21 protein-coding genes and 2 pseudogenes are annotated in these 21959 nt (G+C 71.8%); 11 read left to right on the top strand and 12 right to left on the bottom strand.

Annotated features, from left to right (window positions below; genetic code table 11):
* Positions 1 to 17: 17 nt before the first annotated feature.
* The 3 genes from OG624_RS35750 to OG624_RS35740 form a co-directional block, all read right to left on the bottom strand.
* The gene (locus tag OG624_RS35750) at positions 18 to 1169 is read right to left on the bottom strand and encodes a hypothetical protein (protein ID WP_371640342.1); all 1152 of its coding nucleotides are present in this window, start codon (positions 1167 to 1169) and stop codon (positions 18 to 20) included.
* A 23-nt stretch (positions 1170 to 1192) separates the two neighbouring features.
* Entirely contained in the window at positions 1193 to 1855 is a 663-nt protein-coding gene (locus OG624_RS35745; protein ID WP_371589274.1) for a Crp/Fnr family transcriptional regulator, read from the bottom strand.
* A gap of 190 nt (positions 1856 to 2045) precedes the next feature.
* The gene (locus OG624_RS35740) at positions 2046 to 2642 is read right to left on the bottom strand and encodes an RNA polymerase sigma factor (protein ID WP_371589273.1); all 597 of its coding nucleotides are present in this window, start codon (positions 2640 to 2642) and stop codon (positions 2046 to 2048) included.
* A gap of 148 nt (positions 2643 to 2790) precedes the next feature.
* Here OG624_RS35740 and OG624_RS35735 point away from each other — a divergent pair, with 148 nt between their 5' ends.
* Complete coding sequence (locus OG624_RS35735; RefSeq protein ID WP_371589272.1) at positions 2791 to 3318, top strand: Pycsar system effector family protein; 528 nt, start codon at positions 2791 to 2793, stop codon at positions 3316 to 3318.
* Positions 3319 to 3631: 313 nt separating this feature from the next.
* Positions 3632 to 4474: a hypothetical protein gene (locus OG624_RS35730; protein WP_371640341.1), complete on the top strand. Its 843-nt coding sequence runs from the start codon at positions 3632 to 3634 to the stop codon at positions 4472 to 4474.
* A 79-nt stretch (positions 4475 to 4553) separates the two neighbouring features.
* On the opposite strand, the gene OG624_RS35725 is transcribed toward OG624_RS35730, so the two are convergent.
* Positions 4554 to 5981, bottom strand: coding sequence for an MFS transporter (locus tag OG624_RS35725; RefSeq protein WP_371640340.1), 1428 nt, complete (start codon positions 5979 to 5981; stop codon positions 4554 to 4556).
* Positions 5982 to 6481: 500 nt separating this feature from the next.
* Here OG624_RS35725 and OG624_RS35720 point away from each other — a divergent pair, with 500 nt between their 5' ends.
* Both OG624_RS35720 and OG624_RS35715 read left to right on the top strand, forming a co-directional pair.
* Complete coding sequence (locus OG624_RS35720; protein WP_371594071.1) at positions 6482 to 6901, top strand: hypothetical protein; 420 nt, start codon at positions 6482 to 6484, stop codon at positions 6899 to 6901.
* A gap of 246 nt (positions 6902 to 7147) precedes the next feature.
* A pseudogene (locus tag OG624_RS35715) lies at positions 7148 to 7780 on the top strand (4'-phosphopantetheinyl transferase family protein); the annotation flags it as partial.
* Positions 7781 to 7802: 22 nt separating this feature from the next.
* Here OG624_RS35715 and OG624_RS35710 read toward each other — a convergent pair.
* Genes OG624_RS35710 through OG624_RS35700 form a run of 3 tightly spaced genes read right to left on the bottom strand, consistent with a single transcriptional unit; the run spans position 7803 to position 10952 of the window.
* Positions 7803 to 8783, bottom strand: a complete 981-nt coding sequence (locus OG624_RS35710; RefSeq protein ID WP_371640339.1) for an NAD-dependent epimerase/dehydratase family protein — start codon at positions 8781 to 8783, stop codon at positions 7803 to 7805.
* Positions 8780 to 10099: an activator-dependent family glycosyltransferase gene (locus OG624_RS35705; protein WP_371594068.1), complete on the bottom strand. Its 1320-nt coding sequence runs from the start codon at positions 10097 to 10099 to the stop codon at positions 8780 to 8782. The genes OG624_RS35710 and OG624_RS35705 overlap by 4 nt, the downstream gene beginning before the upstream one ends.
* A gap of 4 nt (positions 10100 to 10103) precedes the next feature.
* Positions 10104 to 10952: an SDR family NAD(P)-dependent oxidoreductase gene (locus tag OG624_RS35700; RefSeq protein ID WP_371594066.1), complete on the bottom strand. Its 849-nt coding sequence runs from the start codon at positions 10950 to 10952 to the stop codon at positions 10104 to 10106.
* Positions 10953 to 11291: 339 nt separating this feature from the next.
* Here OG624_RS35700 and OG624_RS35695 point away from each other — a divergent pair, with 339 nt between their 5' ends.
* The gene (locus OG624_RS35695) at positions 11292 to 11522 is read left to right on the top strand and encodes a hypothetical protein (protein WP_371594065.1); all 231 of its coding nucleotides are present in this window, start codon (positions 11292 to 11294) and stop codon (positions 11520 to 11522) included.
* Positions 11523 to 11543: 21 nt separating this feature from the next.
* Here the strand turns inward: OG624_RS35695 and OG624_RS35690 are convergent, their stop codons facing one another.
* On the bottom strand, positions 11544 to 11969 hold the full coding sequence (locus OG624_RS35690; RefSeq protein WP_033226350.1) for a nuclear transport factor 2 family protein: 426 nt from the start codon (positions 11967 to 11969) through the stop codon (positions 11544 to 11546).
* Between the two features lie 162 nt (positions 11970 to 12131).
* Here OG624_RS35690 and OG624_RS35685 point away from each other — a divergent pair, with 162 nt between their 5' ends.
* Genes OG624_RS35685 through rfbA form a run of 5 tightly spaced genes read left to right on the top strand, consistent with a single transcriptional unit; the run spans position 12132 to position 16734 of the window.
* Complete coding sequence (locus tag OG624_RS35685) at positions 12132 to 12953, top strand: cyclase family protein (protein ID WP_371640338.1); 822 nt, start codon at positions 12132 to 12134, stop codon at positions 12951 to 12953.
* Positions 12953 to 13705: a class I SAM-dependent methyltransferase gene (locus OG624_RS35680; protein WP_371640906.1), complete on the top strand. Its 753-nt coding sequence runs from the start codon at positions 12953 to 12955 to the stop codon at positions 13703 to 13705. Before OG624_RS35685 ends, OG624_RS35680 begins: the two co-directional genes overlap by 1 nt.
* Positions 13702 to 14811 (top strand): DegT/DnrJ/EryC1/StrS family aminotransferase, encoded by a 1110-nt coding sequence (locus OG624_RS35675; protein WP_326749658.1) that lies wholly within the window; start codon positions 13702 to 13704, stop codon positions 14809 to 14811. Before OG624_RS35680 ends, OG624_RS35675 begins: the two co-directional genes overlap by 4 nt.
* A complete protein-coding gene (locus tag OG624_RS35670) occupies positions 14808 to 15815 on the top strand; it encodes a Gfo/Idh/MocA family protein (RefSeq protein ID WP_371589265.1) in 1008 nt (335 codons plus the stop codon). Before OG624_RS35675 ends, OG624_RS35670 begins: the two co-directional genes overlap by 4 nt.
* Before the next feature lie 43 nt (positions 15816 to 15858).
* Entirely contained in the window at positions 15859 to 16734 is an 876-nt protein-coding gene (rfbA, locus tag OG624_RS35665; protein WP_371589264.1) for a glucose-1-phosphate thymidylyltransferase RfbA, read from the top strand.
* A gap of 64 nt (positions 16735 to 16798) precedes the next feature.
* Here rfbA and OG624_RS35660 read toward each other — a convergent pair whose 3' ends face one another.
* The 3 genes and pseudogenes from OG624_RS35660 to OG624_RS35650 form a co-directional block, all read right to left on the bottom strand.
* Positions 16799 to 18304: an alpha/beta fold hydrolase gene (locus OG624_RS35660; protein ID WP_371640337.1), complete on the bottom strand. Its 1506-nt coding sequence runs from the start codon at positions 18302 to 18304 to the stop codon at positions 16799 to 16801.
* Positions 18305 to 18453: 149 nt separating this feature from the next.
* Positions 18454 to 18603 (bottom strand): annotated as a pseudogene (locus tag OG624_RS35655) (NAD-dependent epimerase/dehydratase family protein); the annotation flags it as partial.
* A 243-nt stretch (positions 18604 to 18846) separates the two neighbouring features.
* Positions 18847 to 19281 carry an ester cyclase gene (locus tag OG624_RS35650; protein WP_161290887.1) on the bottom strand — a complete coding sequence of 145 codons (435 nt, stop codon included), beginning with the start codon at positions 19279 to 19281 and terminating at the stop codon, positions 18847 to 18849.
* A gap of 175 nt (positions 19282 to 19456) precedes the next feature.
* Here OG624_RS35650 and OG624_RS35645 point away from each other — a divergent pair, with 175 nt between their 5' ends.
* Positions 19457 to 20524: an SDR family oxidoreductase gene (locus OG624_RS35645; RefSeq protein WP_371640336.1), complete on the top strand. Its 1068-nt coding sequence runs from the start codon at positions 19457 to 19459 to the stop codon at positions 20522 to 20524.
* Here OG624_RS35645 and OG624_RS35640 read toward each other — a convergent pair.
* Positions 20473 to 21846, bottom strand: coding sequence for an activator-dependent family glycosyltransferase (locus OG624_RS35640; RefSeq protein WP_371589261.1), 1374 nt, complete (start codon positions 21844 to 21846; stop codon positions 20473 to 20475). The two genes, OG624_RS35645 and OG624_RS35640, sit on opposite strands and share 52 nt — an antisense overlap.
* Between the last annotated feature and the right edge of the window lie 113 nt (positions 21847 to 21959).

Here is a 21959-nt window from a genome sequence, read left to right as displayed (position 1 = left end):
GGCCGGGCAGTCCCGGGTCAGTACGGGAAGGATGCGTCCAGTCCGCCGCCCACATCACCGAAGTCCGTTTCGTCCCCGTGGGCGGTGTCGTCCCCGCCTTCGTCCAGGTCCCAGTCGACGTCCTCTTCCTCGTCGCTCCCCTCACCGTGGCCGTCGTCGCCGTCGTCGTCGGCTTCTCGGTCCGGGTCCCATTCCTCGGTATGTTCCTGCCCGTCTCCCCGGTCCTCGTACCCTTGCTGTTTCCCGTCACCGGCCTCGTCGGCGGCCGGCAGCTCCCAGGTCTCCGGTACCCGCGGCAGATTCAGGTCGGGAACGCCCGGCAGACGTCCGGTGGCCGGGAGCGGCACGCTGCCCTGCCAGGAAGCCGGCGCAACGGCCGGTGCCGGAGGCGGGACGGTGTCCGGTTTCGCCGGCGGACGCTTGCTGAGGCGGCCGGCCGCCAGGCCGGCGAGGGCGGCGCCGCCCGCCAGTACCCGGGGATCCACCAGATAGGCGGAGTCGGAGGCGAGGGAGCCCGAGGAACCGGGGGTGAAGACGGGTATCCGTGTGTTGGTGCGGGCCACGGGGAACGCCGCCACCCACACCGCGATCTCGGGAGGGCCGCTGCTCCGCTTGTTGACGACGTGATCCATGGAGTTCGCACCCGCCGGCAGGCCGTCGATCCCCTGGCTCAGGACGTCCCGGAAGTAGGACTCGTCGCTGATGAAGGCCAGGTCGCAGTCCTTGTGCGCGGTCAGTGCCCGACGGGCGGGTTCGGAGCCCACCAGATCGGTCACCAGCACGAGGCCCTGTCCCACCGCGCCCGTCGCGCCGCTCGTGGTGCTTCCCTGGCCGAGGGCCATCCGCATCCGCATCCGACGGGTGTCGCGACCGGGAACCCGGTTCACTTCATGGAGGGCGGTCTGCACGCCCGAGATGAGAGCGGGTACGACGGTGATCTCACTGATCGAGTCGGGAAGCACGAACAGCAAGGCGTCCCCGTGCTCTTGGCGGTAGCAGTTCCGGGTGTCGAGGCCCGCGGCCCGCAGGGCGTTGCCCATCACCCAGTCGAGCCGTTCCTGCAGTTCGAGCTGTTCCGGGTAGGTGCGTTTGCTGTACTCCTCGATGTCCACGATGGTGCTCACCCGCCGACGGTCCGTCCCGCCGCCGCTCTTCTTCCGTCCGACCATCGGACGCCTCTCCTTCCGGGCGGTCAGTCGTTGCCGCCCGCATCTCGGGTGATCGCGCGCAGCGCGTCGATGTCGTGTACGACCAGGCGCAGGTAGCTGGTGGACAGGATGCCGCGGCCGCGCAGTTCGGAGACCGCGCGCTGCACGCTCGGCAGGGACGCTCCGACGAGAGCGGCCAGGTCGTGCCGGCTGAGGGGGACGTCCAGTCGCGCACCTTCGGCGGTGGGACGGCCGTGCGTCGCGAGCAGCCCCTCCAGGATGCCGCAGACGCGTACGAGGACCGGGGCGCCCGAGGTGTCCACCCGGTGGCGCGTGGCCATGCGCAGCTTGCGCGTGACGGAGCGCTGGACGGCGTCGGACGCGTCCGGGTGGGCACGCAGGTACCGCAGGAACTCGGGGCGCGAGATCGAGTGCGCCAGGACGGTCGTGGCCGCGCGGACCGACGCACTCCGGGGGCCGGCGTCGAGCGCCGCGAGTTCCCCCACGAGGTCACCCCGGGTGCGCAGCGCGAGCAGGACGTTCTGTCCACCCGCTGTGTCGGCCTCCACCCGGACGTAACCGTTGACCAGAAGGTAGACCTCGGTGTCGAGGTGTCCTTCGAGCATGAGGACTTCGGGTGGCTCGTACTGTCGTACGGTTCCCAGCCGGAGGAAGGCGCCGAGATCGGCGGGGGCCAGATCGGCCATGAAACTGCGCCGGGGCCACCGGCCGCCGGGGGCACGCGAGGATGCCGCGCCGCGCCCACTGGAACCGTCTGCCGTTTCCCCCACCTCCCGGATGACGGCCGATCGTCACAAGGGGGGATTCTAGCCGTCCGGTGGCTTCCGGAAGGGGCTTTCCGGAGTGCTGTGCGGGGGTCCTCGGGCCGGGGCCCGCTCATGGCCGGCTCCGCTCGCGCGCACCGCGCCCGCGAGGCCGACGAGGCGCGTCGAGCAGACCTGCCAGGGTCCTGCGGCCCCGGGCGAGACAGGACCGCACGGCGTCCGTGGTCGTGTGCTGGCGGTCGGCTATCTCCTGGTAGGACAGGCCGTAATGGTCGCGGAGCAGGACGGTTTCCCGGGTCCGCGAGGGCAGTTGGCCCATCGCCCACACCAACGCCACCCGGGCCGTCATCGGATCCTCGGCGGCCACGGCCCCGGCCGGCTCCGGTAACTCGGGTACGGGGGACGGGCGTCGGCCGCGGCCGCGCACCTCGTCCAGCGCGGAGTTGATGGCCACCCGACAGAGCCAGGTCCCGGGCGAGGAGCGCCGGCCGTAGCCGCCGATGCCCCGCCAGGCGTGGATCAGCGTGTTCTGCAGGGCGTCGCGGGCGTCGTCCTCGTCGCGGGTGATGCGCCGGCAGACGGCGAGCAGACGGGGCTGGTGGCGGATCACAAGTTCGGCGAAAGCCTGGTGGTCGCCCTGGGCGGCGCGGTCGGCCAGTTCCCCGTCGGTGGCCTCGCTCCTGCGGGCGTGGGTGGTCTGGGTCGTCACGATGGAGATTCCCCGAACTGTGCGGCTCAAATGGGACGCCGCCCAGCCTAGGAACAGCCCTGGCGCCACATCGCATCTTTTGATGCATTGAGGGCTTCGCCCGCTCCGTATCGTCGGCCGTGCCACCGAAGGAAGGGACACCGCCGTCATGCCACCTGCCGCCGTAACGCCCGCTCCCCCGCCTCCTCCCACTCCGGCTCTGGACACCGCCTGGCGCATCCACACGGCCGTCGCCGAATGGACCGGTCGCGTCGACACCAAGGCCTCCGTGGTGCTCACACTGGAAATGGCCGTGCTGGCCGGCTTGGTGACGCTCTCGACCGGGGGCCGCGGCCTCCCCGGAGACATCCGGCCCGGCCTGTTCTGGTGCGGTGCCCTGCTGTTCGTCGCAGCCGCCGCGTGCGCGGTCATGGTAGTGATGCCGCGCATGCGGGCACGCCACGTACCGGGCGAAGCCGCCACGAACTTCGTCTACTTCGGGCACCTGCGACTGTGGGACCCGGCCGCACTTGCCGGGGCGTTGACCGGCGGCGTACTGGAGGTCCTGGCGCGGGACATCGTGGCGTGCAGCGCGATAGCCTGGCGCAAACACCGCTTGCTCCAGCTGTCGATCGTCATCGCCTCGGCCGGGGGACTCCTCCTTCTCCTCGCGCTGGTCCTGGCGGCGGGCGGATGAGCGGCACGGGGTGAAGTCGGATGCCGCGATCCGGCGGTTGCCGCCTTGCCCAGGGACCGGGGCTGCCGAGCCACCCCGGCCGAGGACCGTCCGCCCTCGGGGAAACGGGCGTCGTCCAGAACGTGGACGCACCCCGGGTGACACCTGCCCCTGTGGCCTCGGCGATCGAGCGGCCACGAGAACCGCCCGGTCCCCTACGGACAGGGCGAAGAGCGAGCCGGACACCGGCGACGGCTGCACGCTGGGACCGGATGGGACCGACGCGCTGTCCGCGCCCCTTACCCCTTCCGCCGACGGTGCCTATATTCGTCCCATGACCACTCGTGACCCGGATCCACCGGCGGGAGTCGTGTCGGTGACAGCAGCTGGTGCGCGGCTGCTGTTCGTGCCAAGTCGCCTGCGCGAGCTGGGTGTCGCGCTCGGCGCGAGCGTCCTGGTTCCGTTGTGGATCGCGGCCCCCCTCCTCCTGGCGTTCCTGGTTGTCATCCTGTTCACGGACTCCGCGGTGGCCTGGGCCCTGTTCTGGGTCGTCCTCGGGTTGACGGTGCTGGCCGTGGTCGGGCTCGTTCTGGGCTTGATGTGGATGGTGCCGGCCACGATGGTCCGGTGGATCGAGTTCCGCCCGCACGAGAACGCGACGCACCTCGTGATCGCCCGTTTCCTGCGGTCGTCCACCATTGCCGCGGCCGATCTTGAGCGCGTCGTCATCGTCGAGCGGTTCAGACTCGGGCAACGGAAGTCGATCAAAGTCGTGCTGCACATGGGACGCGGAGAGGAGATCGCTTGCGAGCCGGGCTTCCGCGCCCCCGTGTCCCTGGTCGGAACACCATGCCTGCTCGCCTGGCTGACCGACCGACTCGGCGCAGCTCGAACGGCGGTCGAATACCAGAAGGAGATCGACCGGAACTTCATCTGCCCCGACGAGTGGTGGACGGCATCGGCCCTGGCCGACCTGTGGCAGGTGCCCGTCAGCGCGGTCGACGAACTGGCCGACCGCCACGGCATTCGCACGTACCGGTACACACCCCGGGGCGCTGCGAGGGACACGGTGACGGTCTACCACCCGGGTCGGGCACACGAAGTCGCCGAGGAGCTCCGCCGGACACGCACCCTCCGACCGGAGGCCGGCGGCGACGGGGCCGCTCCCGGCGTGTGAGCCGGCACCGTGCCCACCGGGCGCCGGAGCGTGGCCAGGGTTTCTGCTCCTGCGCCGGACGGCCGCCCGTACGTGGACCCTAGCGTGACGTCCCCCGGCGTCGGTCGGCCGGTACGCGGACCAGGCGGAGCAGCAGCCCTCCCCCGAGCAGGGCGAGTACGGCCGCGGCGCGCAGCACCGTCTCGATGGCCGCGCCGTCGGAGGCCGCGCCTGGCGCCGAACCGCTGAGGGCTTCCAGCACCGTCGAGGCGACGGCGACCGCCAGCGCGCCGAGCAGGACCAGGGACGTCAGGACGAAGCCGGACGCGGCGGCAAGACGGGTCGGGGGGACGTACGACTGCGTGGCGACGTTGGTCAGGGCCCAGCCGAGGCCGAGACCGGTGCCGACGACCGCGAAGACCACCACGTACAGGGCGAGCGGCGTCGACCAGGTCAGGACGAGCACGGAAGTGCCGCTGAGGAGCATGGCGCCGGCCATGAGCACCTCGGGCCGCCATCGGCGGGCGAGATGTCCCGAGAAGTAGCTGGCGGTACCGGCGCCCACCGAGAGCGCGAGGAAGACCAACCCGGCGGTGAAGGGCGACAGGCCCCGCGCCTGCTGGAGGTAGAGCGCCGAGAACACGGCGACCAGACAGTAGACGACGTTGGACAGGGACCCGGCGAGCGTGATGGTGACGAACGGGCCGTTCCGCAGCAGCCCCAGATCGAGCAGGGGCTCCACGCTGTGTCGCTCGATCCGGACGAAGAGGGTCAGCAGAGCGGCTCCCGCGACGAGACAGCCCCACGTCGCAGGGGACGTCCAGCCCCAAGCGGCTCCCTGGTCCACGCCGAGCATGATCAGCGTCAGGCCGCCCGCGAGCGTGGCCGCGCCCGGCAGGTCGAGCCGCCCCGAAGCGTGGGTGTCGCGGGTTTCGGGGACGTGGCGGAGCATCAGGACGGCGGCGGCGGCGCAGATCGGCACGTTGAGGAAGAAGACGGCTCGCCAGCTGACGTGTTCGGCGAGGGTTCCGCCCACGAACGGCCCCAGGGCGGTGCCCACGGCACTGAAGGCCAGCACCGTGCCGACGGCCCGGCCCTGCCGGTCGTCCCGGAAGTAGCCCGTGACGACGGCCACGGCGACGGGGAAGATGAACGCGGCGGTCACGCCCTGCACCACCCTCCCCGCGACGAGCCAGGCCGTGGACGGTGCCAAGCCGCAGAAGACCGAGACGGCGCCGAACCCGACCAGTCCGCAGACGAGCGTCCGGCGTCTGCCGTGGACATCGGCGACCCGACCTCCAGTGATCATGAAGGCACCCAGGGTGAGCATGTAGCCGCTGACCAGCCACTGCAGGTCGGTGGTCGGTTCGCCGTAGTCCCGGGCGATCACGGGAAGCGTGAGGTTGAGCGCGAACCAGTCCATCTGCACGAGGAGCATCGACAGTGCCGCCGCGGTGATGACCGCCCGGTCAGGCCTGCTGAACAGGCTCTCGCCACGCCCGGCCCGCCTGTCGGAAGGAGCCTTCATCGCCCACCTCGATCCGCGCCCCCGTTCATCGTTGCACCCCCCGCCTCCGGCGGCGACACGGCTCCGGGTCGTCGGCCCGACGCCACCGCCCGGCGTCAGAAGCCCGCCCCTCAGGACGAGGTCGAGTCCGACCTGCCCGGCCACATGGGGACGAGCGTGGTGTCTCTCGGCCAATCCGCGTCCGTGCATGTGCCACACGACGGACAGCGGCCCGGGCACCGTCTCTGTGTCCCTTGCGGTCGACGTCGATTGTTCGGCGCTTTCACGAGGCAGCCGAAACGAGACGCGGCCCCTTCCGGCGGGAAACAGGAGCAGCATGTGAACAGATATGGTCTGGCCCGCCACGCCCGGAAGTACGTCCCGCGGGTGCTGTCGGGCGGTACGGGCCGAATCAAGGGTGTTGTCACACCCGGTCGCCCACGCCTCCCCCGCCCCGTCCTCCCCGGGCCACAGACCTCGGACCACGGACCACGGACCGACGAACAGGAATGAGCGCACAGATGAAGACGACGATCCGGTCGGCAGTGGGCACCACACTGCTGCTCCTGGCCGCCATGACGGCCACCACCGGCTCTGCCGCCGCACAGGTACCGGCTGACGCCCCGGCCGCAGGGCAGACTCGGGTGACAGGGCAGTGGACCGAGTCCGTCGACAAGGACCGCCCGGGAATCACTTTCTACATCGAGAAGCTGACCTTCACCGCGGACGGCCGATTCGAGCAGATCAACAACGTGATCTGCAACCTGGAGAACTGCCCCGCGTTCAAGATCGGCGTCAACACCGGCACCTACCGCACTGCAGGGAAGACCATCCACCTCGACGGCAACCTCTCAGACCTCCACGGCACCGTCCGAAGCAGCAACACCATCGTCCTCGACGAACACCTTCTCCACCGCACGGCTGCCGACGCCTCGCAGTAGCCTGCCCGTCAGAACGACGCCCCCCTCCCCGACCACTCAGCAGCTCCGTCAGGTGTCGCAGCCGCGCCTGCGGGCGTCGGGCCCGACCCGCTCCTGTGCGCACGCTGTCAGGCCGAGAGGACCGGGCTGTCGACCGCAGCCAGATCGTTGGAAGGGCGCCACTGTCATCTCGGGCGGGACCGTGGACGGATCCGGGCCCGGTCTGCGGCGGTGGACAGCCGGCGACCGAACGGATAGACCTGCCGGATGCACCCGGATGAGGCCCATGTCTGGCAGCTCGACCCCACCCGTGTCGCTGGCCGGGCGGCTCTGCTGTCGCCCGAGGAGAGTGCCCGGCTGGCCGCCCATCGCGACCCCCGGGCCGGACACACGTTCCTGGTGGCGCGGGGTCTCCTGCGGTGCGCGCTGTCCGAGATGGAGCCCGAAGTCGCCCCGGCTGCCTGGTCATTCACCCGTGGACCGCACGGCCGCCCGCAGATCGCGGCCCCGCGGCGCCACACGTCCGTACGCTTCAACGTGTCCCACACCCGCGACCAGGTGGTGTGTGTGGTGGTACGGGACGCCGACTGCGGGATCGACGTGGAGCCGGCCGGGCGGACCGTCGACGTGCCGCTCCTGGCGGGGGACGTGTTGGCCCCGGCCGAGGCCGCCGTCCTCGCCGCAGCCGCGCCGGAGCACCGCTCGGAGGTGTTCCTGCGCTACTGGACGCTCAAGGAGGCCTACGCCAAGGCGCTGGGGGTCGGGATGCGGCTGCCCTTCGCCGGTCTGGTCTTCGGCCCGCCCACCACCGGTGCGCCACGGCTGGACCCGGCCGTGCATCCGGAAGGCGCCGACTGGCAGTTCGCGCAGTGGGTGACTGCTCAGGGCCCGGCCGGGCAGGGGTGGGTGGTGTCGCTGGCGCTCAGTCGGCCGGGCGGCCGTGAGCTGCGGATCGTACGGCACGATCGGTGGCCCACATGTCCGCCACCGCCCTCGCGAGGGGGATCCGTGGACGCCAGTCGAGCAGCCGGCCGGCCAGGGTGATGTCGGCCTGCGTCCAGCCGCCGCCCTTGCTCTCCACCCGCGCGGACCGCTCCCTGACCGCGTGCGGCGGTATCCCGGAGGCGGACACCAGCAGGGAAACCAGTTCCCGCATGCTCACCGCCTCGCCCCGCCCGATGTTGATCACCTGTCCGACGACCGGGGCGCGGGCGGCCCGGACGACGGCGTCGGCGAGGTCGCGGACGTCGACGTAGTCGCGCCGGGCGTCGGCGATGGTCAGCTCCAGCCCCTCCGACTCGGACGCCTCGGACGCCTCGGACGCCTCGGCCAGCTTGGCCATCACCGTGCCGAGGAAGCTCGCCCGGGTGGTGTGCGGCCCGCACACATTGACGGCGCGCAGCACCACGCCGTCGGCCTCGCCGGCCCGGGTGGCGGCGAGCACCGCCTCGGAGCCGGCATGTTTGGTGCGCGCGTACGGCGTCGTCGGGTTCGGTTCGACGCGCTCGTCGATGGGGACGCCGTCAGGGACGAAACCGTACTCGTGGATCGTTCCCACCTGGACGATCCGGGGCCGTCGGGGCATGAGGGCGGTCGCCGCGAGGAGCCGGTCCACCAGCCGGACATGGGCGTGGTGCATGGCCTCCTCGGTCGACACCCAGCCTCCGGTCGCGTTGACGACCACCTCCACGCGCGCGGTGGTGAGCAGGGCCGCGAGTGCGGCCGGGTCGGCCGCCGCGACGTCGAGGGCGTGGAAGGCGTGCGGGGCGAGGTCCGGCCGGGGCCCGCGGGCCACGGCGAGGACGTCGTAACCGGCCCGGCCGAGGGCGGCGCACACCTCACGGCCGACGCAGCCGGTCGCGCCCAGGACGGCGGCCGTGGGGAGGGCGTTCAGGTCGGTCATCGGTTCTTCACTCCTTGGCGAGGCGGTCGGTGTGCGGCGGTGAGCCGTTCCAGTACGGGGACGAGGTCGGCCGGGGCCGGGGCGGCGAGGGACTCGGTGCGCAGCGCGGCAGCGGCCCTGGTGAAGGACGGATCGTCCAGGACGCGGACGAGCATCGCGCGCAGTTCGGCGGCGGAGAACTCCTCGGCAGGCCGGACGAGTCCGGCGCCGCGGTCCGCGACCCGCCGGGCCTTGGGGATGTTGCACCACATCCGGGCGGGCAGCATGATCTGCGGCACGCCGTGGGCGAGCGCCGTGGCGACGGTGCCCGATCCTCCGTGGTGGACGATGGCGGCGCAGCTGGGCAGCAGGACGTCCAGGGGGACGAAGTCCACCACCCGGACGTTGCCGGGGACGTCCGTCAGGGTGTCGAGCTGGCCGGCGGTGAGGGTCGCCACCACCTCGACGTCCAGGTCGCCGACGGCGTCGAGGAGGGCGCGTACGGAGGCCCGGTCGCCGCCGACGATCTCCCGGAAGGAGCGCCCGAGGGTGAGACACACCCGCGGGCGGGCGGGCGGCTCGCGCAGCCAGTCGGGGATGGCCGACGGGCCGTTGTACGGCAGGTAGCGGACCGGGACGTAGGGGTGGTCCACGGGCAGGCGCAGGGAGGTGGGCAGGGGGTCGACGGTCCACTGGCCCAGTACGGCCTCCTCGGCGAACTCGAGGCCGTGTTCGGCGAGGAGGGGGCCGAGCCACTCCTCGAACGGGTCCTCGTGGAGCGCGGCCGGGCGGCTCGCGAGCAGGTCGTGGTAGTGGGAGCGCATCCAGCCCATGAGGTCGAGGCCGAACATCAGGCGGGCGTGGGCGGCACCGGTGGCCATGGCCGCGACGGCACCGGCGTAGTACATGGTGTCCCACACGACGAGGTCGGGCCGCCAGTACCGGGCGAAGTCGACCAGTTCGGAGATCACCGGGCGTGGATTGGTGGCCTGGTGGACGACATGGCTCCAGGTCGTGAGTACCCCGTGGACGTAGTCGTACGTCAGCTTCTCCGGGCGCAGCTCGCCGATGTCGAGGACGTCGAGCCAGGAGTCCTCCGCCCGGTCCTGCCCGGCAGGGCCGTCCGGCTCGGGTTCCTCCTGCTGGTTCATCTTGGCGCCGACGTCGAGCACTTCGCCGACCGGAACCGCCGTCAGTCCGGCGGCGAGGATGTCCTCGTGCACGTCCGGCTGGCTGGCCATCCGGACGTCATGACCCGCCGAGCGGAGCGCCCAGGCAAGCGGCACCTGCGTGTTCACATGGGTGGTGGCCGGGAAGGGGGTGAACAGCACGCGCATCTCGTCATCCGCCCTCGCGGCTCAGGTGTTCCCAATCGGTGTAGGCGTGCAAGCGGTTCCGTTGGTCCGCGACCACGTCGTCGTACGCCCGATCGCCGAGCACGATCCGGCGCGGCGGGCTGTCCGTGCGGGAGAGCGCCAGGACGACCGCGGCGGCCGCGGCCGGGGAGGCCGGGGGCGGGTACGCGGCCCAGGACGCCTCCAGGGCGGCACGGGCGCCGTCGTAGGCCGGATGGGGGGTGGTGGCGGTCGTACCGAGGTGGCCGAGGCCGGTGTCGTAGCCGCCCGGCTCCAGGACGGTGACGTGGATGCCGAAGGGCTCGACCTCGGCGGCGACGGCCTCGCCGACCGCCGCCAGCGCCGCCTTCCCGGCGCCGTAGAGCCCGGTGCCCGCCGCGCCGCCGCCCGCCCCCATCGCAGTGACCTGGAAGAGATGGCCGGAGCCTTGGGCGCGCAGGACGGGCAGGACGGCCTGGGTCACCCACAGCGCGCCGAAGAAGTTGATGTCGAGGTGGGCGCGGGCCTGCTCTTCGGTGGCCTCCTCGACCATGCCGAAGAGGAGCTGCCCGGCGTTGTTGACGACGACGTCGAGCCGGCCGAAGGCCGCCGTGGCGCGCTCCACCGCGGCGAAGACGTCCGCCCGGCGGCTCACGTCCAGGGGCAGGGGCACCAGGCGCCCGCCGTGCCCGCGGCCCAGGACGTCCAGGGCGGAGGTGTCACGGGCCGCGGCGACGACCCGGTCTCCGGCCGCGAGCGCGGCTTCGGCGAAGGCGTGGCCGAGCCCACGGGAGGCTCCGGTGATGAACCAGACCCGGCTCTCGTGGGGCGGTTCGGGGACGGGGAGTTGAGTCATCCCGCCACCCTGACCGAGGGTCATCGAGTTTGCGTTGAGCCGCGCTCGAAGGGCGTCGTCCACACTGCGCACGTCACGCCCGGCGCAGCGCACGCGCACGCGTGCCCGCACCCGTACCGAGCCGGTGCGATGGCCGGCCCACCGATCGAGGGAGCCCCCGATGAACACCGCGGACCACGTCCTGGACCGTCTTCTCGCCCCCGGGTAGGACGATCCGTACCCGCTCCACGCCGAGCTGCGGACCCATGCGCCGGTGCATTTCCGCCGCCGGCTGGGCAGTTACGTCCTCGCCCGGTTCGAGGACTGCTCGGCGCGGCGAACCGGGACCCGGAGGCCAACGTGGATCCGGACCGGTTCGACCCGGCGCGGGCGGCGCCCCGCACCCTGGTCTTCGGCGGGGGTGTGCACCACTGTCCGGGCATCAATCCGGCTCGGACGGAGATCGCCGCGGTGCTGATGGCGATGGCGCACGCACCGGCTCCCCGGGCTGCGTTCGCCGCGAAGCCGGTGCGCCGCCGGTCCATGCCGCTGCGTGACTTCGCCTCGCTCACGGTGCGGCTGGGCGACTGAGGGAGCGGCCCGGGGACCGGCTCAGGGACGGTCGTCGCGGGTGACCCGTCGCTCCTTCACGAGCAGTTCGCCCTGTTCACGGACGAGCACGTCCTCGCAGACGCACATCAGGTGCAACCGCGGCTCACCGCCCCGCGGGGTGGCGAAGATCTGCGCGTAGCTGCGGACCGCGAGGGTGCCGTCGTCGCGCGGGTCGACATGCACCATGGACAGCACATGCCGGTGGACTTCGGCGGCCTCGGCGAGACCGGCGGCCGACGCGCGCACGCCGGCGGCGAGTGCGACGCGGCCGCGGACCGGTTCGGGGAGCGAGGGCGGGGCGAAGACCCCGGCCTCGGTGAATGTACGGGCCCAGCCGTCGGCGTCCCCGGCGTCCAGCAGCTGCATATGGCGTGCGTAGAACTGCTGGACATCGGCGACCACTTGTGCGGACACGGCGTCTGACACGGGCGCTCTCCTCGATGCTCGAAGCTGGTGGGGGCGGGAGGACGATCCCGCACCGGCTTCGAGATCCGTTCAATGCGCCGCTTCAGCCATCCTCCATCGAGCTTCGCTCCGCTGCGCGCACGATCGCAACACCCTTGCGTTCCGGCGGCCCGAAGGTGATGTATGCGCCTGATCGATCTGTCCTCGCCCATCGATTCGTCCTTCGTCGAACCCGACCCGGTGGTCCATGACGTCCTCACACCGCGTCAGGGTGCCGTGCACATGAGCGCGGAGATGCGGGAGCACTTCGGCATCGACTTCGATCCGGACGAACTCCCGGACGGCGAGTTCCTCTCCCTGGACCGGATCTCGCTCACGACTCATACCGGCACCCATGTCGACGCCCCGTCGCACTACGGCTCGAAGGCCGCGTACGGGACCGGAGTTCCCCGGCACATCGACGAGATGCCGCTCGACTGGTTCCACCGCCCCGGGATGGTCCTCGACCTGACCGACGCGCCGACCGGGGTGGTGGGCGCGGAGCGGCTGGCGAAGGAGTTCGCCAGGATCGGGCGGGAGCCGGAGCCGCTGGACATCGTGCTGCTGCGGACGGGCGCGGACGCCCGGGTGGGCACGGCGTCGTACTTCACCGACTTCGTGGGACTCGACGGGTCCGCCGTGGAGCTGCTGCTCGACATGGGCGTGCGGGTGATCGGGACCGACGCGTTCAGCCTGGACGCCCCGTTCGGCGACATCATCGCCCGCTACCGGGCCACCAGGGACCGTTCGGTGCTGTGGCCTGCCCATTTCGCCGGACGGCGACGGGAGTACTGCCAGATCGAGCGACTCGCCGGTCTCGACGCGCTGCCCGCCCCGTACGGATTCCAGGTCTCCTGCTTCCCCGTGAAGATCACCGGCGCGGGGGCGGGCTGGGCCAGAGCAGTGGCCATCGTCGAGGACCGATCCGACCGACCCGACCGACCCGACCGACCCCAGGGAGAATGATGTACGGCAAGGAACTGGCCAAGATCTACGAGATCTTCTACCGCAGCCGTGGCAAGGACTGGGCGGCGGAGGCCGAAGGTGTGACCCGGCTGATCCGCGAGCGGATGCCGCAGGCGAAGACGCTGCTGGACGTGGCGTGCGGCACGGGGGCCCATCTGGCCACGTTCCGCGAGGAGTTCGAGCAGACGGCAGGGCTGGAGATCGCGCCGCCCATGCTGGAGCTGGCGCGGCAGCGGCTGCCCGATGTCCCCCTGCACCAGGGAGACATGCGCGACTTCTCGCTGGAGAACACCTTCGACGCGGTGGTCTGCATGTTCTGCGCGATCGGCTATCTCGGCACGGTCGAGGAGATGAGGGCCGCGGTACGGGCGATGGCGGACCATGTCTCGCCCGGTGGCGTGCTGGTGATCGAGCCGTGGTGGTTCCCCGAGGACCACGTCGAGGGCTACGTCGCCGGCGACCTGGGGCGGGAGGACGGGCTGACCGTCGCCCGGATCTCGCACTCGGTGCTCCAGGGGAGGGCGACCCGGATGGAGGTCCGGTTCCTGGTCGGCGACGCCTCCGGCATCCATGAGTTCACCGAGATCGACGTGCTGACGCTGTTCACCAAGGACGAGTACACCCAGGCGTTCCTGGACGCCGACTGCTCCGTCGAGTACCTGCCCGGCGCACCGACCGGCCGGGGACTCTTCGTCGGCGTCCGCCGCCGGCCGAGCACCACCGACCTACCAGAAGGGCTCGACCAGCGATGACCACCCATGTGTGGGACTACCTGCCGGAATACGAGAACGAACGCGACGACATCCACGACGCGGTGGAAACCGTGCTGCGCTCCGGGCAGCTGGTGCTCGGCGGCAGCGTCCGCGGCTTCGAGGAGGAGTTCGCCGCCTACCACGGGCTGGCCCACTGCGTCGGCGTGGACAACGGCACCAACGCCATCAAGCTGGGGCTCCAGGCCTGCGGCATCGGCCCCGGCGACGAGGTGATCACGGTGTCGAACACCGCGGCGCCGACCGTCGTCGCCATCGACGGCACCGGCGCGACCCCGGTCTTCGTGGACGTGGACCCCGACACCTACCTCATGCGGGTCGACCAGGTAGAGGCGGCCATCACCCCCCGCACCCGGGCGCTGCTGCCCGTGCACCTGTACGGGCAGTGCGTCGACATGGCGCCGCTCCAGGCGCTCGCCGAGCGGCACGGCTTGGTGCTCTTCGAGGACTGCGCCCAGGCTCACGGAGCCCGTCACCACGGGCGGCTCGCCGGCACGATGGGCCGGGCCGCGGCGTTCTCCTTCTACCCGACCAAGGTGCTGGGAGCGTACGGCGACGGCGGCGCGACGGTGACCTCCGACGACGAGGTGGAGCGGAATCTGCGCCGGCTGCGCTACTACGGCATGGAGGAGCGCTACTACGTGGTGCGCACCCCCGGCCACAACAGCCGTCTGGACGAGCTCCAGGCGGAGATCCTGCGCCGCAAGCTCACCCGGCTCGACCGCTATGTCGAGGGCCGGCGGGAGGTGGCCCGCCGGTACGCGGAGGGCCTGGGCGACACCGAGCTGGTGCTGCCGGCGATCGCGCCCGGCAACGACCACGTCTACTACGTCTACGTGGTGCGCCACCCGCGGCGCGACGCCATCATCGAAGCGCTCAAGGCCTACGACATCTCCCTCAACATCAGCTACCCGTGGCCGATCCACACCATGACCGGTTTCGCCCACCTCGGGTACGAGAAGGGCGCGCTGCCGGTGACCGAGAGGGTGGCGGGCGAGATCTTCTCCCTGCCGATGTATCCCTCCCTGTCCCCCGACACCCAGGACAAGGTGATCGGCGCGCTGCGCGACGTACTGGCCGCTCTGTGAAGGAGGCCCGCCGCGGCCCGTTGCGGATGGGCGTGCTGGGGTGTGCCGACATCGCGCTGCGCCGGATGCTTCCGGTCCTCGTGGAGGAGGAGTGCGCCGAGCTGGTGGCGGTGGCCAGTCGCGACCGGCACAAGGCGGCCTCGACGGCGGACCGCTTCGGATGCGACGGCACCGTCGGCTACGACACGCTGCTGCGGCGGGACGACATCGACGCGGTGTACATCCCGCTGCCGCCGGCCCTGCACCACCGGTGGGTCACCGAGGCGCTGGCGGCCGGGAAGCACGTGCTGTGCGAGAAGCCGCTGTGCACCTCCTACACCGACACCCTGGACCTGATGAAGCAGGCCAGGGCCCGTGGTCTGGTCCTCGCCGAGAACTTCATGTTCCTGCACCACTCGCAGCACGGTGCGGTGCGGCGGCTGCTGGACGAGGGCGTGGTGGGGGCGGTGCAGGTGTTCAGCAGCTCCTTCGGGGTGCCCCCGCTCGATCCGGCCGGCTTCCGCTACCGGCCGGAGCTGGGCGGCGGCGCGCTGCTGGACACCGGGGTCTACCCGCTGCGCGCGGCTCAGCTCTATCTCCACGGTGAGCTGGAGGTGCTGGCGGCGACGCTGCGGATCGACGAGCGCACCGGCGTCGATGTGGCGGGGACGGCGCTGCTGTCGGCCGTCGACGGCACGGCGGCGCAGGTCTCCTTCGGGTTCGACCACGCCTACCGGTCGCACTACGCGTTGTGGGGCAGGGCGGGCCGGGTGACGGTGGAACGCGCGTTCACCCCACCCGAGCAGTTGAAGCCGCCGGTGCGGATCGCGCAACAGGACCGGGTCACCGAACTGGCGGTCGCCGCGGACCATCAGGTGCGCGGCGCGGTACGGGCCTTCGCCGCGGCCGTCCGCTCGGGCGCCGAGGGGCCGCTGGACGAGGAGATCACCTTGCGTCAGGCGCGGCTGGTCGACGAGGTACGTGGACGGGCCCGGCGGTTCCCCCACCAGGCGGGGCGGTTGTGAGCACCGGCCGGAGACGACGGAACGGCATGAGGAGGGGACGGACATGAAAGGCATCATTCTGGCCGGAGGCTCGGGCACCCGGCTGTACCCGATCACGCTCGCGGTGTCGAAGCAGCTGATCCCGGTCGGCGACAAGCCGATGATCTACTACCCGCTGTCGGTGCTGATGCTGGCCGGCGTCCGCGAGATCCTGATCATCGCCACTCCGGCGGATCTTCCGCAGTTCCGGCGGCTGCTCGGGGACGGCTCGCATCTCGGTCTGGAGATCGGCTACGCGGAGCAGGCTCATCCGGGCGGCCTCGCCGAGGCGTTCATCATCGGTGCGGACCACATCGGGTCGGACTCGGTCGCCCTGGTGCTCGGCGACAACATCTTCCACGGCCACCGGTTCTCCGACGTCCTGGCGGAGAACGCCGGCGAGGTGGACGGCTGCGTGCTGTTCGGGTACGCCGTGCACGATCCGCACCGGTACGGCGTGGGTGAGACGGACGCCGAGGGACGGCTGCTGTCCGTCGAGGAGAAGCCGGCCCGGCCGAAGTCCAACCGGGCCATCACGGGCCTGTACTTCTACGACAACGACGTGATCAACATCGCCAAGAACATCGCTCCTTCGCCCCGCGGCGAGCTGGAGATCAGCGAGGTGAACCAGGTCTATGTGGAGCGGGGCAAGGCACGGCTGATCGATCTCGGGCGGGGGTTCGCCTGGCTGGACACCGGCACCCCGGAGTCCTTGCACGAGGCGACCCAGTACGTGAGCACCCTGGAGCACCGCCAGGGGATCCGGATCGCCTGTGTGGAGGAGGTCGCCCTGCGCATGGGGTTCATCGACGCGGAGGCGTGCCACGCGCTGGGGGAGCGGATCGCCAAGTCCGACTACGGGCGGTATGTGATGGCGATCGCCCGGGAGTTCGTCGGCTGAACGGCGCCGGAACGGCGGAGGGGGCGGGCCCACCCGGTGGGCCCGCCCCCTCCGCGCGAGGAGACTACGGCTCCGCCGGCCCCGGGCAGCTCGTCCACGGGGGCGTCCACGCCTGGGGCCGCGCCAGGTGGCGGTCGACCTGGGCCCGTACGCAGTCGCTGATCCAGTAGCTTCCGTGGCCCCAGCCCTCGTAGCTGAGCAGCCTGGCCTTGGGGAAGGCCTGGGCGGTGACCCGTTCGGCCCAGCGGTGCGGCATGGAGGGGTCGTGGCGGCTGTTGGTGAGCAGCACCGTGGGTGCCTGGCCGCCCAGACGCAGCGGCCGCTGCGGGTTCCTGGTCTCGCCCGTCATGCCGAGGCAGTCGGTGACGGCGCCCCAGGCCACGGCGGTGAGTCCGGTGTGCGGAGCGTTGGCCAGGGCGACCTCGCGCAGCCGCAGGACGTCGGCGACGCCGTTCACCGGCATCCGGTGGTCCGCGCAGAAGGCGGCGCTCTGCGGGTGGTGGAGCGTGCCCGGCGGGAGGGCCGTCGCGGCCGCGCCCTGCTCGCCGCCGCCGAAGAGGCATCCGGTCCGGTCGGCGTCGACCTGAGTGAGGCAGTCGGACAGCTCGGCCCAGCGCCGCTGGAAGAAGAAGAACGACACCTGGGTGCTGAGCAGATATCCGTCGAGGGTGAAGGGCGGCGCGCCGGGGACGGTGGCCGTGAGCTCGCCCCGCTCGGCCTTGGCGTGCAGCCGGTCGTACCAGCGGGCCGTTCCTCCGGCCCGCTGGGGGCAGCTGGGGGTGCGGTCGCACCAGTCGGCGAAGCCCCGGAACGAGTCCTCCACGGCCGCGGACCGGTCGGCGACCCAGCGGGAAAGGTCCACGGTGTGGTCCAGGTTGCTCTCCCAGACCGCGGTGCGCAGCCGGGTGGGGAAGAGCTCGGCGTACGCCTGACCGGTGAGCGTCCCGAAGGAGTCGCCGTAGAAGGAGAGCTGCCGCTCGCCCAGGGCTGCCCGGACGGCGTCCATGTCGCGGGCGACGCTGCGGCTGTCCATGTGGTCGAAGACCGGTCCGGTGCGACTGCGGCACGTGTTCGCGAACGCGCGGTGCGCCTCGACCGCTCGGGCGAACTGGGCGGCGGTGGCCGGGACGGCCGGCACCCCGCCCGGGTAGGCGGCCGCGTCGCACAGGACCGGGTTGCTCCGCCCGGTGCCGCGTACGTCCATGGCGACGAGGTCGAACCGGCTGCTCGTCCCGGCCGAGAAGAGCTGTGGATTGTGCAGTACGGCGTCGACACCGGAGCCGCCGAGTGCGCCTTGGCCGTGGAAGAGGACCCCGATGCGCCGGGACGGATCGGCAGCGGCCCGTCGCACGAGCGCGAGGTCGAGGGCGGGACCGTCCGGGTCGGCCCAGTCGACCGGGACGGTCATCCGGCCGCACCGCAGTGCGGGGTCCTCGGGCGCTTCCGGGCAGGCCGCCCAGGCCATGCGCGCGCCGGGTGGGTTCTGGGGCCGCGCCTGCGCGGGGCCGGGCAGCGCGAGGCCGAGCAGGGTGGCGGCGAGGGCGCCGAGTGCCGTGAGCCGCAGTCTCATCGACCGCCCCTTCCCCCGCCGCGTCCGGCCTCGTCGAGCGGGACTCGGTCCAGGAGCGGCTCCCACCAGGAGCGGTGCTCGGCGTGGTTGTCGGCGCGGTCGGAGATGGTGACCGGGTCGTCGGTGCTCGCGTGCTCGCAGGCGATGTCGTCGCGGAGGTCGTCGAGAGGTGCGGTGTTTCCGGCGTATGTCAGCGCGTCCACGACAATGGCGCGGTCCCCCGGACGGGTACCGCGCCAGTGCCTGACGACATGCGATCCGATGAATCCGGCCCCGCCGGTGACCATGAGGGTGCCCATGCGCGCCACCGTAGGAACGGCCGGTGGTGAACGGACCGGATACCGCTGGAGGCTAGGCCGTCTCTTTCGGATCTTGTCGTATGGGCCCGGGTCGTCCGGTGCGGTGCATCGCAAGGCGGAGGGGCGCTCGTGTACTGGACGTACTCGAGTGCCCCGACAACCTGGGGGTCCCCCCGGACGGAGTCTGGGGGATGAGGTACCGTGCCGGGCGGGCCGGGCCCGGCAAGATCCGAAAGAGACGGCCTAGGGCCGCCAGCCGCCGGCCTCCGGCCAGGGGTCACCGAGCTGGCGCAGGGTGCCCTGGAATTCCGGCCAGTCCCGGTGATCGCGGATCTTGCCGTCCACGAAGCGGAACAGGTGCACCTGCTCGCCCGCGAACCGCCGGCCGGTGGGCGCCATGCCGACCAGGTTGCCCACGTGCCGGCCGTAGAGGACGAGGTACGCGCGGACCCACTCGCCGTTCTCCTCGATCTTGACCTCCTCCAGGTGGGCCTCCTCGGAGAAGGTCGCCTTGACCCATTTGACGATCATGGCGAAGCCGGCGGGGCCCGGCGGGATGCCGTGCTCCAGCACGGCGGGGTTCAGATACTCCTCGTGGAGGTACTCGGCGGCATCATCCGCGTTTCCGGTGTTGAAGGCGTTGATCACCCGTCGTACGGCGTCTGTCTGATGGCTCATCGGCGGCGCTCCTGGGCTTTCTCCTCGGCGGGCAGGTGCGTGCAACGTGACATCCGGTGATCGCCGACGCGTCGACTTCCGCTCGACGGCGTCCAACGCGTCCCCAGCCGACCGCGAGAGGCGTCGCTCATGCTGGCCCGGCCCAGTCGAAGACCTTGCAGAGGGGTGTGTGCGCATGACCGTTCAGGTACCCGGTGACGGGGTCACCTTCGTCAACACCTTCACGTTGTCCGCCTCACCGGCCGAGTTCGAGGCGGCGTTCGCCCGGACGTCGCAGTACATGGCACGGCAGCCGGGATTCATCGAGCACACGCTCGTGCGGCACACGAAGGATCCGGGGCGGTACGTCAACATCGCCCGCTGGCGGGACGCCGGGTCGCTGCAGCGGGCGGTCGCCCGGCCGGAGTTCCTGGAGCACGCGGCCGCCCTGCGGGCGCTCGCGTCCAGCGATCCGCAGCTGTACACCCCGCTCCGTACGGTCCGCCCGGCGCCGGCCGAGGACGGGCCGGTCGTCGTGGTCACCGGCGGCGGCACCGGTATCGGACGGGCCACCGCGCACGCGTTCGCCGAGCAGGGCGCCCGGGTGCTCGTCGTGGGACGTACGCCCGAGAGTCTGACCGGGACGGCCGAGGGGTACGACTCCATCCGCACGGCCGTGGCCGACCTGACCACGGAGGGCGCGGCCGAGGAGGTGGTGGCCGAGGCGCTGCGCGTCTTCGGCCGGATCGACGTGCTGGTGAACAACGCGGCGGTGGCGCTGCACGGCACCCTCGCCGACCACTCCCGCAAGCACGACGAGACTCAGATCGCCACCAATCTGCTGGCGCCCATCGCGCTGACCCGGGCCGCGCTGGAGGCGCTCGAGGCGAGCGGCGGCACCGTGGTCAATGTCAGCACCTCGGGATCCCTGGGGCTGCGGACCTGGCCTGGAGCGAGTGTGTACGGGGCGAGCAAGGTGGCCCTGGACTTCCTCACCAGGACCTGGGCGGTGGAGCTCGCGCCGCGCGGGATCAGGGTGGTGGGCCTGGCTCCGGGTGTCGTCGACAGCGGGATCGGGGTGCGGACGGGCATGTCGCAGGAGCAGTACGCCGGTTTCCTCGCGGAGATGGGGTCCCGGGCGCCGGCGGGCCGGGTGGGTACGCCCGCCGAGATCGGCTGGTGGATCACCCAGCTGGCCCGGGACGAGGCCGGCTACGCCAATGGCGTGGTGGTGCCGGTGGACGGCGGCCTCTCGCTCACCTGACGGCCATGACGCGGGGGCCTGTGCAGTGCGGTCAGGCGCTCCAGCGTCGGCACCAGATCGCTCGGCGCGGGGGCGGCCATCATCTCGTCGCGCAGTCGCGCCGCGCGGTGCGCGAACGAGGGTTCGTCGAGGACCCGGGCGAGCAGCGCGCGCAGCTCGGCAGCGGAGAAGCGGTCCACGTCGGTGATCCGAAGTCCGGCTCCGGCCGCCTCCAGCCGCTGTGCCTTGCGGGCGGTGTCCCAGATCATGTCGGGAACGAGGATCTGCGGTACGCCGTGGGCGAGCGCGGTCTGGAACGTACCGGCCCCGCCGTGGCTGATCACCGCCGCACAGCTGGGGAGCAGCGCGTCGAGCGGTACGAAGTCCACGACGCGGACGTTCGTCGGGAGCGGGGCACCGAGGGCGGCCACCTGTGCGGCGTTGAGGGTGGCCACCACCTCCACGTCGAGGGCGGCGACCGCGGCGATGATCTCGGCCACGGAGGCCCGGTCGCGGCCGAACACCTCCTGCTGGGAGACGCCGAGGGTGACGCAGACGCGCGGCCGGGCGGGCGGCTCGTGCACCCAGGAGGGCACGACCGAGGGTCCGTTGTAGGGGACGTAGCGCATCGGGACGCGCAGGCCGCCGGTGGGCAGGGCGAGCGAGCCGGGTACGGGGTCGATGGTCCACTGGCCGGTGACGGCCTCCTCGGTGAAGTCGAGGCCGTATTCGGCCAGGGTCCAGCCCAGCCACTCGGACATGGGGTCGTCCCGCAGCGGGGCCGGCCGCCCCGCTTGGGCGGCGAGATGGTGCCCGCGCATCCAGCCGACCAGGTCGAGACCGAACAGCATCCGGGCGTGTGCGGCACCGCCGGCCAGTGCGGCGACCGGGCCGGCGAAGGTGAGCGGGTCCCACAGGACCAGGTCCGGACGCCAGTCGCGGGCGTACCGGACCAGGTCGTCGGTCATCTGCCAGGAGAAGTAGCGGAACAGCAGCGGGGCGTAGGCCGCGAACACACCTTGGGTGTGCTCCGGGGTGAGCCGCTGCGGGGCGGTCTCGGCGATGTCGAGGAGCTCGGGCCAGGTGGCCAGGTCGACCGCGTACGGGTTCGCCTCCGCCTCGGTCCGATCCCAGGCCCGGTCGTCGACGACGGCCGCGTCCTCGGCCTGGTTGAGCGGTTCCCCGACCGGAACCGCGGTCAGTCCCGTGCGGATGATGTCGTCGGCCAGATCCGGCTGGCTGGCGATCCGTACGTCGTGACCGGCTGCCCGCAGCGCCCACGCGAGTGGCACCTGGGCGTACAGATGTGACCGTGCCGCGAACGTCGTGAACAGGACCCGCATCCCCAACTCCTCTGCCGTGAACGTCCGTTCGCCGCTCACCGTAGGTGCGCGGGGGCGGATTCGGCTCGTATCGCGCTGGAGTGCCGCCGCCTTCGGCCGCGTGGACGCCGGCC

Origin of the sequence: Streptomyces virginiae (assembly GCF_041432505.1) — a bacterium.
In the GTDB taxonomy this organism is placed as follows: domain Bacteria; phylum Actinomycetota; class Actinomycetes; order Streptomycetales; family Streptomycetaceae; genus Streptomyces; species Streptomyces virginiae_A.
Note: the sequence above shows the minus strand (reverse complement) of the source record. Positions and strands in the feature narration are given on the sequence as shown.

What these genes read in the sequence shown, in the direction of transcription:
- OG624_RS35750 (WP_371640342.1), bottom strand. Translation starts at nt 1,169, where the DNA reads ATGGTCGGACGGAAGAAGAGCGGCGGCGGGACGGACCGTCGGCGGGTG.
- OG624_RS35745 (WP_371589274.1), bottom strand. Translation starts at nt 1,855, where the DNA reads ATGGCCGATCTGGCCCCCGCCGATCTCGGCGCCTTCCTCCGGCTGGGA.
- OG624_RS35735 (WP_371589272.1), top strand. Translation starts at nt 2,791, where the DNA reads ATGCCACCTGCCGCCGTAACGCCCGCTCCCCCGCCTCCTCCCACTCCG.
- OG624_RS35730 (WP_371640341.1), top strand. Translation starts at nt 3,632, where the DNA reads ATGACCACTCGTGACCCGGATCCACCGGCGGGAGTCGTGTCGGTGACA.
- OG624_RS35725 (WP_371640340.1), bottom strand. Translation starts at nt 5,981, where the DNA reads ATGAAGGCTCCTTCCGACAGGCGGGCCGGGCGTGGCGAGAGCCTGTTC.
- OG624_RS35720 (WP_371594071.1), top strand. Translation starts at nt 6,482, where the DNA reads ATGAAGACGACGATCCGGTCGGCAGTGGGCACCACACTGCTGCTCCTG.
- OG624_RS35710 (WP_371640339.1), bottom strand. Translation starts at nt 8,783, where the DNA reads ATGACCGACCTGAACGCCCTCCCCACGGCCGCCGTCCTGGGCGCGACC.
- OG624_RS35705 (WP_371594068.1), bottom strand. Translation starts at nt 10,099, where the DNA reads ATGCGCGTGCTGTTCACCCCCTTCCCGGCCACCACCCATGTGAACACG.
- OG624_RS35700 (WP_371594066.1), bottom strand. Translation starts at nt 10,952, where the DNA reads ATGACTCAACTCCCCGTCCCCGAACCGCCCCACGAGAGCCGGGTCTGG.
- OG624_RS35685 (WP_371640338.1), top strand. Translation starts at nt 12,132, where the DNA reads ATGCGCCTGATCGATCTGTCCTCGCCCATCGATTCGTCCTTCGTCGAA.
- OG624_RS35680 (WP_371640906.1), top strand. Translation starts at nt 12,953, where the DNA reads ATGTACGGCAAGGAACTGGCCAAGATCTACGAGATCTTCTACCGCAGC.
- OG624_RS35675 (WP_326749658.1), top strand. Translation starts at nt 13,702, where the DNA reads ATGACCACCCATGTGTGGGACTACCTGCCGGAATACGAGAACGAACGC.
- rfbA (WP_371589264.1), top strand. Translation starts at nt 15,859, where the DNA reads ATGAAAGGCATCATTCTGGCCGGAGGCTCGGGCACCCGGCTGTACCCG.
- OG624_RS35660 (WP_371640337.1), bottom strand. Translation starts at nt 18,304, where the DNA reads ATGAGACTGCGGCTCACGGCACTCGGCGCCCTCGCCGCCACCCTGCTC.
- OG624_RS35650 (WP_161290887.1), bottom strand. Translation starts at nt 19,281, where the DNA reads ATGAGCCATCAGACAGACGCCGTACGACGGGTGATCAACGCCTTCAAC.
- OG624_RS35645 (WP_371640336.1), top strand. Translation starts at nt 19,457, where the DNA reads ATGACCGTTCAGGTACCCGGTGACGGGGTCACCTTCGTCAACACCTTC.
- OG624_RS35640 (WP_371589261.1), bottom strand. Translation starts at nt 21,846, where the DNA reads ATGCGGGTCCTGTTCACGACGTTCGCGGCACGGTCACATCTGTACGCC.